This window comes from Paeniglutamicibacter gangotriensis Lz1y (genome assembly GCF_000348945.1).
Taxonomy (GTDB): Bacteria; Actinomycetota; Actinomycetes; order Actinomycetales; family Micrococcaceae; genus Paeniglutamicibacter; species Paeniglutamicibacter gangotriensis.
Map to the genome: position 1 here is coordinate 192,905 of NZ_AOCK01000002.1, position 13,948 is coordinate 206,852.

The following is a 13,948-nucleotide window of genomic DNA, read 5'->3' on the forward strand; positions in this document are numbered from 1 at the left end:
CGGCTTCCAGCAAGCCCTCCGGTGTCGCCCTGCTGAGCATGTGAGCAGGGCGACACCGGCAGGATTTGCTTAGTGTTCACCTTGTCGGCGATGATTGATATATCGCCGCGGGGTGGAGCAGTTCGGTAGCTCGCCGGGCTCATAACCCGGAGGTCGCAAGTTCAAATCTTGCCCCCGCCACGAAAGAAAGACCCCGACCAGGGAAACCAGGTCGGGGTCTTTCCCTTTGGACCGCCGGCCCGAACGCCCGCCCCCGGGTAGCTTATGCATTTCCCGGGGCAGGGAAGCGGTTGAGTCCCGAGGGCGGGCCGGCCGAAGGTATCGTCAAGCAGATCCGGTAGTGCTGAAAATTCTAGCAAACACGGCTTAAGCCATCACGATGCGTCATCTAGATCACGATCAACGGGCGCTTCCGTGGTCAGTTCCATGGAATGCTGGGGAAAGTTCCATCCGATTAGGCCTCAGGTCAACCCGCTGGTAGTGTTGTGTTTACCGACGCGGGGTGGAGCAGTTCGGTAGCTCGCCGGGCTCATAACCCGGAGGTCGCAAGTTCAAATCTTGCCCCCGCCACAAAAGAAGCGATCCGCGGTCCAGATACTGGGCCGCGGATCGCTTGTTTAACGACGTTTTTGCCGCCACGAGACAACCTGGAACCTCGTATCCTTCGCTGGCTGGGCAGGACCCCGCCCGAGAGGCTACGAGCGGTTCGATGAATTGCACGCCGACCTGATGTTTTACCTTTCGGTAGGGTGGGCGTCATAGACTTGATTGGTAAGTGGTCGGCTTGGCGTATGTCGAGCAATGTCGAGTACATGTGAGGTAAAACCAACGTGCCGAAAGAGCCAGCGTCGAAGAACGGTGTTCCAGTGAAGGGCACCATGGTGCCCGACGCCGGGCGCGACGCGCCTGCCCCGAAGGCGGGTAAGGACGAACGGCCCAACGCAGTCAAGTCACCAACAGTCCCGGGAGCAGACTCTGCCCAGGCACCCGGTAACTCAGTACCCGCCACGGATAACCCCCAGGACGCCGCCGGAAACTCCCCGGAGATGACACCCGGGCAGAAGCAGGAAAAGCCCTCGCCCGGCCAGAATCCTGCGGCCAAAGATTCCCCCAAACCCACACCCGCGCGCGTACAAAAAACCGGCCCAGCGGTTGCCAAGCCCAAGGCGCCGCAGAAATTGGCTGGAAATACTCCTGCCGAGTCCGCGGCCCCGGCTCCTGCCAAGCCCGCGGCCCCGGCTCCTGCCAAGCCCGCGGCACAGCTGGCCACGGCGGGTTCAAACGTGCCGCCAGCACGGCAGAACGCCTCGGCGCCCACCGCCGCACGTCCCGCCGCCACTCAAGCCACGCCAGCCCCGTCCACACCAGAGGTCAGCAAGGACGTAAAGCCCGGGACAGACGCCGTGAGCGCGTCCGCAGCCGGACCCAAGGGCGGCAAACCGCCGGTGAATGCTCAGAAACAAACACCCACGAGCAATCCAGCTCCCACTCGCCGTGCCGCGGGCGCAGCGTCCACGAGCCCCACACAGGCAAAACCAGTGGCTGCTCAGCGCGCCGAACCCGCCGTGAAGAGCGAGAAGGCCCCTGTGGCTGCCTCGCGAGCCAAACAAGCCCCTGCCTCGCCCGGCGGGCTGCCGCCTGCGAACAAGCCTGCGTCCGCGCCCTCGGCTCAAAACGCGTCATCCACGAGCTCCGCACAGCCCGGGTCCTCGACGATGAAGTCTGACGAGCCTGCAGCACAGGCCAAAGAAGCTTCAGCCAAGACCGTTACACCGAAGCAAGAGAACAAGCCGGGTGCTACTGCCGGCGCTAAGCCCGTAACCCCTAGGGCTTCGGCACCTGGTACGGCTGCCGGCACCAGCGACCCGGCTGCAGCCCCGATCGCCGCAACCGCCCCCCAGCCAGCAGCAGGGACCGCGAAGCCAGATACCGTTGCCGGCAGCAAAGACACCGCTGCGTCGGCAAAGCCTGCCGCAAAATCTTCGAAAACCCCCGGCGCACCCGAGAACGGTCGCTTGAATCCCGATGCCACCACCGAACGCTTCGTGGCCAGCTCGAAGGTTCCAGCAGCACCGTCGGCCGCCGCCAGCAAGGAACCAGAGACCGCAGGTTCTGCTCCGGCGGGGGAACTTAAAGAGAAGCCGTTGGATCAGACACCTGAGGCGATTTCTTCCGCATCTGCCCCGGCCTCGCGCACGGGCGGACTCATGATGGCCCTGATGATTGTTTCTTTTGTCCTGGAAGTCGCGCTGATGGGCGCGTTGGGCATCTGGGGCCTGACGATGTTATCGCTGAGTCCAGCAGTGGCGGTGCTACTTGCGGTGCTGCCGGTACTGATCTTCTGGGGCATCTTCATGTCGCCCAAGGCGAAGCTACGTCTGCCCCAGCCCTTCCACGCAGTGGTCGCACACGTGCTCTTTGCCGGTGGCGCCATTTTGCTGGCCATCGCCGGCCAGCCGGTCCTGGCGGTGTGCATGGGCGGGCTCACGGCCATCAGCCTGGCGCTGACCGCTGCGGTTCGCGGGCAGAACGTTGAGGACCGCAAGAAGTCTACGGGCCGTCGAGCCGCACGCTAGGAGAAGCTGCGCAATATCCACCCACCGGTGGCTGAGGCGTGGCCCCGGTAGGGACGCCGCAGCTGCTAGCCTGCGAGCAAAGTGCCGAGGTATCCGGCAGCCAATCCGGCACCGATAGTGAGCCCAATGTAGGACAGTGCCTTGGCCCGGTGCCTGCCGCGCCACAGGGACACCGCGCCAATGATGAATGTACTCATGGTGCTCAGACCCCCGCCCAGCCCAATGATCAACACGGCAACGACCAGAGCCGGACTTTCCTGCAGCGTCGCGAGGTCCATGGAGATCCCGCGCGCGGTTGCCCACGAAGCGACCCAACCCACCAGCAGGCAGGCCAGCGTATTGGCTGCCAAGATGCCCCACGGGAAGGCCGGGGCAGTGGAGCCTGCACGCCGGTGCGCGGCTGCGTTGAAGGTGATGTCCAGTGCGTAACGCAGCACCGCGCCGAAAGCGCCGGCAACCGCCACGGCCAAGACCACACCCAGTGGAGGGATGTTCACGGCCCGCTCCCGGGTTCAGGTCGGTCAGGGTGCTGCCCGGAAGGTCTTCCTCCGTCGCCCAGATGATCAACCAGGGCCATGGCTGCCCAGCCCGCGGCCACGCACAGGCCCAGGGACAACACCACATCAAGCAGTCCCAGACCCCGCTCGGCACCTAAGACAAAAAGAATGAGCGTGGAAAAGGTCGTGAAAGCGCCCAAGAACCCGGTGCCGATGCCGGCGCGTAGCCATTCGGGGGGCCGGCGACTGAGCTTCCAATGGCTGGTCAGGGCTCCCAGTGCCGCGGTCCCGGCCACGTTGATGCCCAGTGTGGTGCTCGGGAAGCCCGGTCCATCGGGAAACCACATGCCCAGACCCACGCGCAGCGCGGCGCCGCAAAATCCGCCCACGGCAACGGCAGCAAAATTTTGGCCCGTGCTGCGGGGCGCTGCGGAGCAATGCACAGGGGAGCCAGCCATCATGTTCTCCGGGGCCGGTCAGGCTTCTGGGGGTACCGGCAGCACCCAGAGCATCGTCGCGTCGATGTCGCTGAGCTGCGGGTGCGGCAACTCGATGGTGGACCCGGGGGCGATGCCCAACTCCGTGCACAACCGCAAGAGCGCCGGATCCTCGTCGCTGATCCGAGAGACCAGCGCGCGGGCCGGTGCCCCGGCGTGCTGAAAACGGTCAAGCCGGATCGCCGGCGGCATGATCAGCGCACCGTCGGGGCCGGGGATTGGGTCGCCGTGCGGATCCGCTCCGGGGTGGCCCAGACGCTCGGACAGGGCTTCGATGAAGCGGCTCGAGACGGTGTGCTCAAGCCGTTCGGCTTCCTCATGCACCTCGTCCCACCCGTAGCCCAGCTCCTTGAGCAGGAAAGTTTCGATGAGCCGGTGGCGGCGCACTACCGACAGCGCGGCCAGACGGCCTGCAGCTGTGAACGTGATGGCCCCGTACGGCGGGTGGACCAACAGGTCCTTGCCGGCAAGCTTGGAGACCATCGAGGTGGCCGATGCCGGGGCGACACCCAGCTGGGTGGCGATGTTTCCGGTGGTGACGGGGTCGTGCTCCCACTCCGTGAGCGCGTAGAGCGCCTTGAGATAGTTCTCCTCGCTGGAGGTCAGCGGTGCCGGGACCACTAGCGGCCGGCGTTCAGGATTTCCAGGGCGGCATCGTGGACCAGGGAGTTGCTGGCCACCGCATTGCCGCCGTCGCAGCCTTCGACGCCCTCGACCGAGGTGAAGCGTCCGCCGGCCTCGCGGACGATCGGCACCAGCGCGGCCATATCGTAGAGGCTCAGCTCCGGCTCGCAGGCCAGATCCACGGTTCCCTCGGCCACCATGCAATAGGACCAGAAATCCCCGTAGGCGCGGGTGCGCCACAGCGAATCGGTCAGTTCTAAGAAGTTTTCGCGTTGCTGGCGTTCCTTCCATCCGGTGAGGGAGGAGTAGGACATCGAGGCATCGGCGAGCTTGGCCACCGAGGAAACCTGCAGTCGGTGGGCGCTGGCCATGGAGCGGCCCGTGTAGGCGCCCATGTTCTTCGCGGCCCACCAGCGGCGGTTCAGCGCCGGGGCGGAGACCAGCCCGACGACCGGCTCCCCGTTTTCGATCAGCGCGATCAGCGTCGCCCATACCGGGACACCGCGCACAAAGTTCTTGGTCCCGTCGATCGGGTCGATGACCCAGTGTCGGTTGGACTTGCCGGTGGTGCCGAATTCCTCGCCGGTGATCGCATCGCGTGGCCGGGCACGGGAGATGTGCGACCTGATGGCTTCCTCCGCGGCCTTGTCGGCATCCGTGACCGGGGTCAAATCCGGCTTGGTCTCCACGACCAGATCGACAGCGTTGAAGCGCGAGAGCGTCAGGGAGTCGACCGAGTCGGCGATGACGTGGGCCAGGCGCAGGTCATCGTTGTAGGTCATCACGTCGGTGTTCATATGCTTAAACCTATCCCACCGCACCCCGATGCCACGCCAAGATGTCGCAGTGGCGGCGGGGAAACCGCGCGTTGAGAGCAACACGACCCGGGCTCACGGGGCAGGGGAATGCCCTGCGGCAAACCGGTCGACGGCGCGCCTACGGGGCCCCGAGCTCCTTGGCCTCGGCGGTCTCGTCCTGACCGAGCAGGCGGCGGAAGGAATCAAGCCGGGCGATGCCCACCGGACCTGCCTCGCCCGAGGCCACCCAGGCATCCAGCGCGCACTTGGGTTCGGAAGGTTTGTGTGTGCAGCCGCGGGCACAGGCATTGGCGATCGGGACCAGATCGTCGAAGGCGTTGAGGATGTTTTCCGGGTCCACCAGGGCCAGTCCAAAGGACCGGATCCCGGGGGTGTCGATGATCCAGCTGCCGTTCGGGGCATTGTCGATGCGCAGTGCCAGGGCCGACGAGGAGGTGTGGCGTCCGCGCCCGGTGACGGCGTTGACATTGCCGGTGGCGCGTTGCGCGCTGGTGAGCGCGTTGACCAGGGTGGACTTGCCCACCCCGGAGTGCCCGATGACCACCGAAACCCGCCCGGCGAGCATGGTGCGCAGTTCCTCCACGGGGCTGCCGGAGAGAAGCGCGGAGAGCCCGTCGGCGCTGCGTGCATCGATGCCGGTGGCTGTTTCATCGGTGGTGCGGGAAATGATGATGTCGATGTCTAGGTGCCGGTAGTTCTCCAAGAACGGTTCCGGGTCGCGCACATCGGCCTTGGTCACGCACAACAGCGGGCGGATCCCAGCATCGAAGGCCGCCACGATGGCCCGGTCGATGAAGCCGGTGCGTGGCTCCGGGTTCGCCGCCGCCACCACGATGACCAACTGGTCGACGTTGGCCACCACCACACGTTCGACCGGATCTGTGTCATCTGCGCTGCGGCGCAGCAGCGTGCTGCGTTCTTCGATGCGCACCAGCCGAGCCAGGGTGTCCGGCTCCCCGGAGGTGTCGCCCACCAGAGCAACGAAGTCCCCGGGGACCACCGGGTTGCGGCGCAGCTCGCGAGCACGAGCGGCGATCACGATCCGTTCCTGCGCGGTGTCCTCGTCGAGGATCGCGCGGTAGCGTCCGCGGTCCACCGTGATGATCCGCCCGATGAGGGCGTCCTCATAGGCGGGGCGGTCCTTGGTGCGCGGTCGTGAACCCTTTTTGTTGGGGCGGATGCGGACATCCGATTCGTCCCAGTCCCGTGTGTTGCGTGTCATGTGCTTAGGATGCGGCCTTTCCGCTGGCTGCCAGCGTCGTCCAGAGTGCGGGGAAGTGAGGCATGGTCTTGGCAGTGGTCGCGATGTCCACGACCTGCACACCGGGTACGGCCAAACCGATGACCGCGGCGGCGGTCGCCATCCGGTGGTCGGCGTAGGTCTCGAAGACGCCCCCGTGCAGCGGCGCGGGAGTGATCTCCAGCCCGTCGTCCAACTCGGTGACGTTGCCGCCGAGGTTGTTGAACTCCTTGGCCAGGGCCGCGAGCCTGTCGGTTTCGTGCCCACGCAGGTGCGAGATCCCGGTCAACCGCGAAGGGCCGGTGGCCAGTGCGCAGATGGCAGCCAGCGTCGGGGCGAGTTCGGAGGCTTCGGGGTAGTCGATGCCGGAGATCTCCTGCGGGCCGGTGACTTCCAGGGTGCCGTCGTCGTGGTGGGTGATGATGGCGCCCATCCGGGTCAGGATTTCCCGCCACTGGTCGCCGACCTGGGTGGTGGAGGTGGGCCAGTGCGGGATTCGCACGGTGCCCGCAGTGGCCATGGCGGCGGCCAGGAAGGGGCCCGCGTTGGAGAGATCCGGTTCCATGGTGCGCTCGAATGCGCTGATGGTGCCGGGTTCAACCTTCCAGCTGCGTGCGGTGGGGCGGGTGATTTCCACGCCGAGTTCGCGCAGCGTGTCCACGGTCATCTCGATGTGGTCGGGGCTGGCGATGCGACCGTCGGCGGCGATGATCTCCATCCCGTTTTCGGTGCGGGCGGCGACCAACAGCAGCGCGGAAATGAATTGCGAGGAGCCCGAAGCATCCACGGTGATCTTTCCTCCGGCCAACGACCCGCCTCCGTGCACGGTCGCCGGCAGCAGCCCGGCCTCACCATGTTCGGTGATTCCGACGCTCAGGTCGGACAGGGCCGTGAATACCGGTGCCATGGGTCGCAGCCGGGCGTGGGGATCCCCGTCGAAAGCAAAGGACCCGCGGGCCAGCGCGGCCAGCGGTGGTACGAAGCGCATGACTGTTCCGGCCAGGCCGCAGTCGATATCTACGTGGCCCATGTCGGAATCTAGGTCCATCGGGGTAATGCGCAGTTCCATGGTTCCATCGGGTCCCTGGCTGCTTTCGATGCCGGTGCCCAGAGCGCGCAGTGCACCAATCATCAGATCCGAATCGCGGGAGTCCAGGGCATTGGAGATCCTCGAGGGGCCGTCGGCCAGCGCGGCCAGCAGCAGGTAGCGATTCGTCAACGACTTGGACGCCGGCACGATGACGGTTCCGTCAACGGGAAGTGTGGGACAAGGTGCTTCCCACGTGGTGTCCAGGGTGTCTTTGCTGCTCAACGGCTGCCTCCGGGTCTCAGGGTGTGTGCGGCGGGCTCGGCCCGCGCGGGGGATGGGTAGAAAACTGGTCTGGGGCGATGGCGGCGCTGTTGCCGCCGGTGGAACACGTTCTGGACGGCTCCGGTCGGTCTGGGGGTGCAGCTCGGCTGTTCGGCGTGCAGCCGGTTGACGGGCGAGGAAACCTGCCTCCCTTGTGGCCCCAATTCTAGCGCCTGCACGGTGGTTGGCGTGGAATAGAGTCGGCCGGTTGCGTGTTGTTGTTTAGTACGGCGTGGAAAGTGCCGGTGCCCGGGCGTGGTTCGGGCACCGTGAAGCTTCCCGCCGCCAGATACTTAGGGCACGGAGACTAGCGGAGGACTTATGGCAGTACTGCAGGTGGCGGCCCCGGCCGATCCGCGCTTACGCGTAGACTTGGCCGTGATGACCGAGCACACACAGGGCACCGACACTGTTCCGGTAGCCGACGAGACCGAAGCACAACGCCGCGAGCGCTTCGAACGCGATGCGCTGCAATATGTTGACCAGCTCTACTCCGCTGCCATGCGCATGGCGCGGAACCCGGCCGATGCCGAGGATCTGGTCCAAGAGGCTTATACGAAGGCGTATTCCGCCTTCCACCAATACAAGCCCGGGACCAACCTGAAGGCTTGGCTGTACCGGATCCTGACCAACACCTACATCAACCTGTACCGCAAGCGGCAACGTGAGCCGTTGCGTACCGGGAACGACACGGTCGAGGACTGGCAAATGGCCAAGGCCGCCCAGCACACCCCCGCGGGGCTGCGCTCTGCGGAGGTCGAGGCCCTTGATCATCTGCCGGATTCGGATGTGAAGGACGCCCTGCAGTCGATTACCGAGGAATTCCGTTTAGCGGTCTACTTCGTGGATGTCGAGGGCTTCCCGTACAAGGAAGCAGCGGAGATCCTGGGCGTGCCTATCGGCACGGTGATGTCCAGATTGCACCGGGGAAGAAAACAATTGCGAGAATTGCTCGCCGACTACGCGCATGCGCGTGGGATCGGTGCTGCAGCCAAGAGCGGAGGGGCCACGAAGCCCGGAGCGGAGAAGAAGTAATGGGAGATTGCCAGTCACTGGGCGACTGCGACGACAAACGCATCGTGCGCCTCTACGAGTACCTTGACGGAGCGCTATCCCTGCAGGACCTCACGGAGGTCAAGGCCCACTTGGAGCATTGCGCCGAGTGCACCGAGGAATACGACCTGGAGTGCATCATCCGTTCGGTGGTGCGCCGCAGCTGCCAGGAGAATGCCCCGGAGACGCTGAAGTCCAAGATCATCACGCGGATTTCCGAGATTCGCGTGGAAAGTGGTCACGCCTAGGCCCACAAGACCCTAGGCACGCACAAGGGCTGGAGTCCGTTTCATCGTCTGCGACGTTGAAACGGGCTCCAGCCCTTTGTCATCCGTACTTACCTAAGTTCCGGCGTGTTATTCACCGCTGGGAACCCGAAAGAATCCGGTTTAGGTGTTGGGGCGCTTGCCGTGGTTGGCTCCGCCTTTTTTGCGATCCTTACGCTTACGTGAACGCTTGCTCATGTGAGGACTCCTTTGCAATTCCTTGTCCCAAGTTGGACTTTCCCAATTCTTTCATACCCGGGGCTCTTGGCCCAAGGTTTTGGCTACGCCGCGAGGCGAATGTGTCAGCCGGCGCTCGGCTCGGGCAGGCCGAGCCATGAATACCAGCCGCGGTGCAGCACCAACCAGGCCATCAGGCCGTATCCGGCCTGACCGGGCAGTCCGCCGTTGACCGAGAGATCGTTGCGCCACTGGGCGTGATTCTGCAGCGGGGTGAAGGTATCGACGTAGTGGTGCTTGCGGCGCGTGGCCACATCGCCGTAGACGTGCGAGAGCTCGGCCAAGCGGGCGTTGCGTTTGGGATCCAGTCCGGGGGCGGGACCCACGACCAGGGCCTTGATGCTCATCTGCGAGGCGGAATCCAGAATGTTGGCCAGATTCAGCCTCGATCGTGCGGTGGACAGACCCAAATCTAGGTCGCGGTCCGAGAGCGCGATGACCAGACGGTTATCGACGTTCTCGCCGAAACGGCGTTGGGCCTCGTCGAACCAGCGGGTGCTCAGGGCTTCGGACCCCTCACCCGGGGCGGCCAGAGTGTAGCTCTCGATGCGGACCTCGGTGTTGGAGGTGCGTGCCAGCACCCGTCCATACCAGCCCAGGGCCCGCGGGTCGCCGTGACCGGCCAGAAGCTCGTCACCGATTGCGGTAAGTCGAATAGTGCGGTAATCCACGAATGACCTTTCTCAGAGCAAGTACGCACCAACACTAGCAGTCGGTTAAGCGCCCTCGGGGGCGGGACACTGTTGGTGTCCCGCCCCCGAGGGGAATTCATTGGTACCTGGCACCCGAGGGTGCCAAGCGTCCTACGATATTGCTTAGCGCTTGAACACCTCGGTGAGCAAGGTAGCTTGCTCAATCTCGTGGCGCTTGTGCGTACCGGTGGAAGTCGCGGCGGAGGCCGGACGCGAAATCAATCGCACGGTCTTGCCCAACTCTGCCGGCAGGTTCAGGCCGACAAACGGCCACGGACCCTGGTTGGCGGGCTCGTCCTGTGCCCAAACAACCTCAGCGTTCGGGTACTTGGCGATCTCGGCAGCGATCTCGGCGGCGGGCAGCGGGTAGAGCTGCTCGACACGCACAATCGCGGTCTTGGTGTCCTTGGCCTTGGTGCGGGCCGCGGCCAGATCGTAGTACAGGCGCCCGGAGACCAGCGTCACCCGATCGACCTCCGCCGGGTTCAGCCCGGCGGTGTCGGAGATGACTTCCTGGAAGGTTCCGGTGGTGAAGTCTTCCACGGCGGATGCTGCGGCCTTCAGGCGCAGCAGCTGCTTCGGTGTGAAGATGATCAGCGGCTTGCGCGGACGGGCGTAGGCCTGGCGACGCAACAGGTGGAAGTGGTTGGCGCCGGTGGACGGCTGGGCCACTACCATGTTGTTTTCCGCACACATCTGCAGGAAACGCTCGATGCGCGCCGAGGAGTGGTCCGGGCCCTGTCCCTCGTAGCCGTGCGGAAGCATCATGACCAGCGAAGAGCGCTGGCCCCACTTCTGCTCGGCGGAGGAAATGAACTCGTCGATGACGGTCTGGGCGCCGTTGACGAAGTCGCCGAACTGCGCTTCCCAGAGCACCAGGGCGTCCGGACGCTCGACCGAGTAACCGTATTCGAAGCCCAGGGCCGCGTATTCGGACAGCAGCGAGTCGTAGATCCACAGCTTGGCCTGGTCCTCGGCCAAGTTCAGCAGCGGGTACCACTCATCTCCGTTGAGTCGGTCGTGGAAGACCGCGTGGCGTTGCACGAAGGTGCCGCGTCGCGAGTCCTGGCCTGCCAGACGGACCGGCACGCCTTCCATGGACAGGGTGCCCAGGGCAGCAAGTTCGGCCATGCCCCAGTCGATCCCGCCCTCGCGGCTCATCTTCTCGCGGCGCTCCAGGAGCACCTTGAGCTTGGGGTGGACGGTGAAGTCCTCCGGGATGGCCAGGTGGGCGGCGCCGATGTGGGCCAGGGTCTCGGCGGTGATGGCCGTGTCCTTGGGGGCGGCGGAGGAGCTAGCTTCGTCCTCGCGCTGGGCAGCGGGCAGCTCCAGGTCGTGGACCGCCGAGGTGCCGGGGGTGATGACCGGGATCGGGGAGGTCTGTGCCGCGTGGGTCTCGGCGAAGACGCGCTCCAGGCGCTGCTGGTAGTCGCGCAGTGCCTGATCTGCCTCGTCCTGCGTGATGTCGCCGCGTCCGACCAGGGCCTCGGTGTACAGCTTGCGGGTCGAGCGCTTGGCTTCGATGAGGTTGTACATCATCGGCTGAGTCATCGAGGGATCGTCGCCCTCGTTGTGCCCACGGCGGCGGTAGCACACCATGTCGATGACGACGTCCTTGTTGAAGCGCTGGCGGTAGGCGAAGGCCAACTGCGCCACGTGGACCACTGACTCCGGCTCATCGCCGTTGACGTGGAACACCGGTGCCTGGACCTGCTTGGCCACATCGGTGGCGTACACGCTGGAGCGCGAGTCGGTCGGGGCGGTGGTGAAACCGACCTGGTTGTTCACGATCACGTGGATCGTGCCACCGGTCTTGTAGCCCTCGAGCTGGGAGAGCGAAAGGGTCTCGCCGACCACGCCCTGGCCGGCGAAGGCCGCGTCGCCGTGCACCAGGATCGGCAGGACGTTGAAGTCCTTGGATCCGGCGCGGTCCTGCTTGGCGCGGATGATGCCCTCGAGCACCGGGTTGACCGCCTCGAGGTGCGAGGGGTTCGCCGCCAGGTAGACCTTGGTCTCGTTGCCCGAGTCCGAGGTGTAGGAACCTTCGGTGCCCAGGTGGTACTTCACATCGCCCGAACCCTGGACCGAGCCGGTGGGCGCGGTGCCTTCGAATTCGCGGAAGACCTGTGCGTAGGTCTTGCCGGCAATGTTGGTCAGCACGTTGAGCCGGCCACGGTGGGCCATGCCGATGCCGACTTCCTCGATGCCCGAGTCTGCGGCGCCGGAAAGGATGCCGTCAAGCAGCGGAATCAGGGATTCGCCGCCCTCCAGAGAGAAACGCTTCTGTCCGACGAACTTTGTCTGCAAGAAGGTTTCGAAGGCCTCGGCGGAGTTCAGCTTGCCCAGGATGCGGAACTGCTCTTCGCGGGTCGGCTTGGTGTACGGGTGCTCCAACTCGTCCTGGAACCACTTGCGTTCCACCGGATCCTGGATGTGCATGTACTCGATGCCGATGGTGCGGCAGTAAGCGTCGCGCAGCACCCCGAGGATGTCGCGCAGCAGCAGGCGGTCCTTGCCGCCGAAACCGCCGGTGACCCATTCGCGGTCCAGGTCCCACAGCGTCAGGCCGTAGGTCTGGATGTCGAGGTCTGGGTGGCGGCGCTGGACGTATTCCAGCGGGTTGGTGTCGGCCATCAGGTGGCCGCGCACGCGGTAGGAGTGGATCAGCTGCTGGATTCGGGCGATCTTGTTGACCTGCAGGTCGACGTCGACCTGGTTGTCGACTGCCCAGCGGACCGGCTCGTACGGGATGCGCAGTGCTTCGAAGATCTCGTCGTAGAAGCCCTGTTCGCCCAACAGTAGGGACTCGATGAGCTTCAGGAATTCGCCGGAGCCGGCGCCCTGGATGACACGGTGGTCGTAGGTGGAGGTCAGGGTGACGAGCTTGCCCACACCCTGCAGGGCAACGGTGGACTCGGCGGCGCCGCGGAAGGCGGCGGGGTATTCCAGGGCGCCGACGCCCACGATGGTGGCCTGGCCCTTGGACAGACGCGGGACCGAGTGCACGGTACCGATGCCGCCGGGGTTGGTCAACGACACGGTGGTGCCCGCGTAGTCGTCCGCGGTGAGCTTGTTGTTGCGGGCGCGCTTAATCAATTCCTCGTAGGTGTCCCAGAACTCATTGAAGCTCAGGTTCTCTGCGGCCTTGATGTTCGGCACGGCCAGCATGCGCGATCCATCGGGCTTAGGGATATCAATGGCGATACCGAAGTTCACATGCGCCGGGGTGATAGCCATCGGCTTGCCGTCGACCTCGGCGTAGCTGACGTTCTGCGATGGGAAGAGCTTCAGGGCACGGATCACGGCGAAGCCGATGATGTGGGTGAAGGAGATCTTTCCGCCACGGGAGCGCTTGAGGTGGTTGTTGATGACCACGCGGTTGTCGATCAGGGCCTTGGCCGGGACCGCACGGACCGTGGTGGCCGTCGGGACCGTGAGGCTCTGCTCCATGTTGGTGGCAATGGCCTTGGCCGGGCCACGCAACTGGGTGCGCTTCTCTTCGCCCGAGGCCGCATTGGAAGCGGTCTTGGGCAGCTGCGCGGGGATCGGCTGCGACTTAGTCGGCGGGGCCGGGTCAGCCGGGACACGTGGGGCCGCGCCCGCTGCAGCAGACCCAGCGGAAGATTCTGACGATGCCGCCGGCGAACTGCCTGAGACATCGAGGACGCGGGCCTGAGTTGCGGCGCGCGGTGCGGCCGGAGGGGCTGCGGGCGCCGGTGCGGGGTTGGCCGCGACCGGGGCTTCTTCGGCGGGGGGTGCGGCCGCCTGATCCGTTTTGAGGGACGCGAAGATGTCCCACCACTTCTTATCTACCGAGTTCTTGTCCTTGAGGAACTGTTGGTACAGCTCATCGACTAGCCATTCGTTCCCGCCGAACTCTTCCGTGAGTCGGTGGTGCGATTGATCTGGCACGGTATTACGCCTCTTCTCCCTGAATTTCCGTTTGTCCAAGCGCCGCCGTGCGGGTGACCAACACGGGGGCATAGTTCTAGACCTGCCTAATAGTCTAGTGACTAATCTTGTGCGGGTGGGAACCATTGAGCCCGGTATCACATGCGTGGCGCGATGAACGGCACTTTGAGCGACGATCCTCACAT

At 65.0% G+C, this 13,948-nt stretch carries 12 protein-coding genes and 2 tRNA genes; 5 read left to right on the top strand and 9 right to left on the bottom strand.

Translation table 11 applies throughout. The features are described 5' to 3' along the window. Positions 1-106: 106 nt before the first annotated feature. The 3 genes from ADIAG_RS03890 to ADIAG_RS21315 all read left to right on the top strand — a co-directional run bounded on the left by ADIAG_RS03890 (position 107) and on the right by ADIAG_RS21315 (position 2,576). Positions 107-180 (top strand) — tRNA-Met (locus tag ADIAG_RS03890). Positions 181-496: 316 nt separating this feature from the next. Further along, a tRNA-Met gene (locus tag ADIAG_RS03895) sits at positions 497-570 on the top strand. A 296-nt stretch (positions 571-866) separates the two neighbouring features. Continuing rightward, positions 867-2,576, top strand: coding sequence for a YrdB family protein (locus ADIAG_RS21315; RefSeq protein WP_235045824.1), 1,710 nt, complete (start codon positions 867-869; stop codon positions 2,574-2,576). A gap of 65 nt (positions 2,577-2,641) precedes the next feature. On the opposite strand, the gene ADIAG_RS03905 is transcribed toward ADIAG_RS21315, so the two are convergent. The 6 genes from ADIAG_RS03905 to aroA all read right to left on the bottom strand — a co-directional run bounded on the left by ADIAG_RS03905 (position 2,642) and on the right by aroA (position 7,564). Next, a complete protein-coding gene (locus ADIAG_RS03905) occupies positions 2,642-3,073 on the bottom strand; it encodes a fluoride efflux transporter FluC (RefSeq protein ID WP_007270008.1) in 432 nt (143 codons plus the stop codon). Then, positions 3,070-3,462 (bottom strand): fluoride efflux transporter FluC, encoded by a 393-nt coding sequence (locus tag ADIAG_RS19925; RefSeq protein WP_235045825.1) that lies wholly within the window; start codon positions 3,460-3,462, stop codon positions 3,070-3,072. Before ADIAG_RS19925 ends, ADIAG_RS03905 begins: the two co-directional genes overlap by 4 nt. A gap of 87 nt (positions 3,463-3,549) precedes the next feature. Next, positions 3,550-4,191, bottom strand: coding sequence for a metal-dependent transcriptional regulator (locus tag ADIAG_RS03915; protein ID WP_007270010.1), 642 nt, complete (start codon positions 4,189-4,191; stop codon positions 3,550-3,552). Next, positions 4,191-4,991 (bottom strand): histidinol-phosphatase, encoded by an 801-nt coding sequence (gene hisN, locus ADIAG_RS03920; protein ID WP_007270011.1) that lies wholly within the window; start codon positions 4,989-4,991, stop codon positions 4,191-4,193. Before hisN ends, ADIAG_RS03915 begins: the two co-directional genes overlap by 1 nt. A gap of 139 nt (positions 4,992-5,130) precedes the next feature. Then, positions 5,131-6,234 (bottom strand): ribosome small subunit-dependent GTPase A, encoded by a 1,104-nt coding sequence (gene rsgA, locus ADIAG_RS03925; protein WP_007270012.1) that lies wholly within the window; start codon positions 6,232-6,234, stop codon positions 5,131-5,133. 4 nt (positions 6,235-6,238) lie between these two features. Then, positions 6,239-7,564, bottom strand: coding sequence for a 3-phosphoshikimate 1-carboxyvinyltransferase (gene aroA / locus ADIAG_RS03930; protein ID WP_007270013.1), 1,326 nt, complete (start codon positions 7,562-7,564; stop codon positions 6,239-6,241). Positions 7,565-7,924: 360 nt separating this feature from the next. On the opposite strand from aroA, the gene ADIAG_RS03935 reads away from it, so the two are divergent. Both ADIAG_RS03935 and rsrA read left to right on the top strand, forming a co-directional pair. After that, positions 7,925-8,638 carry a sigma-70 family RNA polymerase sigma factor gene (locus ADIAG_RS03935; protein WP_007270014.1) on the top strand — a complete coding sequence of 238 codons (714 nt, stop codon included), beginning with the start codon at positions 7,925-7,927 and terminating at the stop codon, positions 8,636-8,638. Further along, a complete protein-coding gene (gene rsrA, locus ADIAG_RS03940; protein ID WP_007270015.1) occupies positions 8,638-8,904 on the top strand; it encodes a mycothiol system anti-sigma-R factor in 267 nt (88 codons plus the stop codon). The genes ADIAG_RS03935 and rsrA overlap by 1 nt, the downstream gene beginning before the upstream one ends. A 141-nt stretch (positions 8,905-9,045) precedes the next feature. Here the strand turns inward: rsrA and ADIAG_RS22615 are convergent, their stop codons facing one another. The 3 genes from ADIAG_RS22615 to ADIAG_RS03950 form a co-directional block, all read right to left on the bottom strand. Next, entirely contained in the window at positions 9,046-9,120 is a 75-nt protein-coding gene (locus ADIAG_RS22615; RefSeq protein WP_394366956.1) for a 50S ribosomal protein bL37, read from the bottom strand. 104 nt (positions 9,121-9,224) lie between these two features. Beyond that, a complete protein-coding gene (locus ADIAG_RS03945; protein ID WP_007270016.1) occupies positions 9,225-9,830 on the bottom strand; it encodes a GDSL-type esterase/lipase family protein in 606 nt (201 codons plus the stop codon). 144 nt (positions 9,831-9,974) lie between these two features. Continuing rightward, positions 9,975-13,763 carry a multifunctional oxoglutarate decarboxylase/oxoglutarate dehydrogenase thiamine pyrophosphate-binding subunit/dihydrolipoyllysine-residue succinyltransferase subunit gene (locus ADIAG_RS03950; protein ID WP_007270017.1) on the bottom strand — a complete coding sequence of 1,263 codons (3,789 nt, stop codon included), beginning with the start codon at positions 13,761-13,763 and terminating at the stop codon, positions 9,975-9,977. Positions 13,764-13,948: the final 185 nt, after the last annotated feature.

What these genes read in the sequence shown, in the direction of transcription:
- ADIAG_RS03935 (WP_007270014.1), top strand. Translation starts at nt 7,925, where the DNA reads ATGGCAGTACTGCAGGTGGCGGCCCCGGCCGATCCGCGCTTACGCGTA.
- hisN (WP_007270011.1), bottom strand. Translation starts at nt 4,991, where the DNA reads ATGAACACCGACGTGATGACCTACAACGATGACCTGCGCCTGGCCCAC.
- rsgA (WP_007270012.1), bottom strand. Translation starts at nt 6,234, where the DNA reads ATGACACGCAACACACGGGACTGGGACGAATCGGATGTCCGCATCCGC.
- rsrA (WP_007270015.1), top strand. Translation starts at nt 8,638, where the DNA reads ATGGGAGATTGCCAGTCACTGGGCGACTGCGACGACAAACGCATCGTG.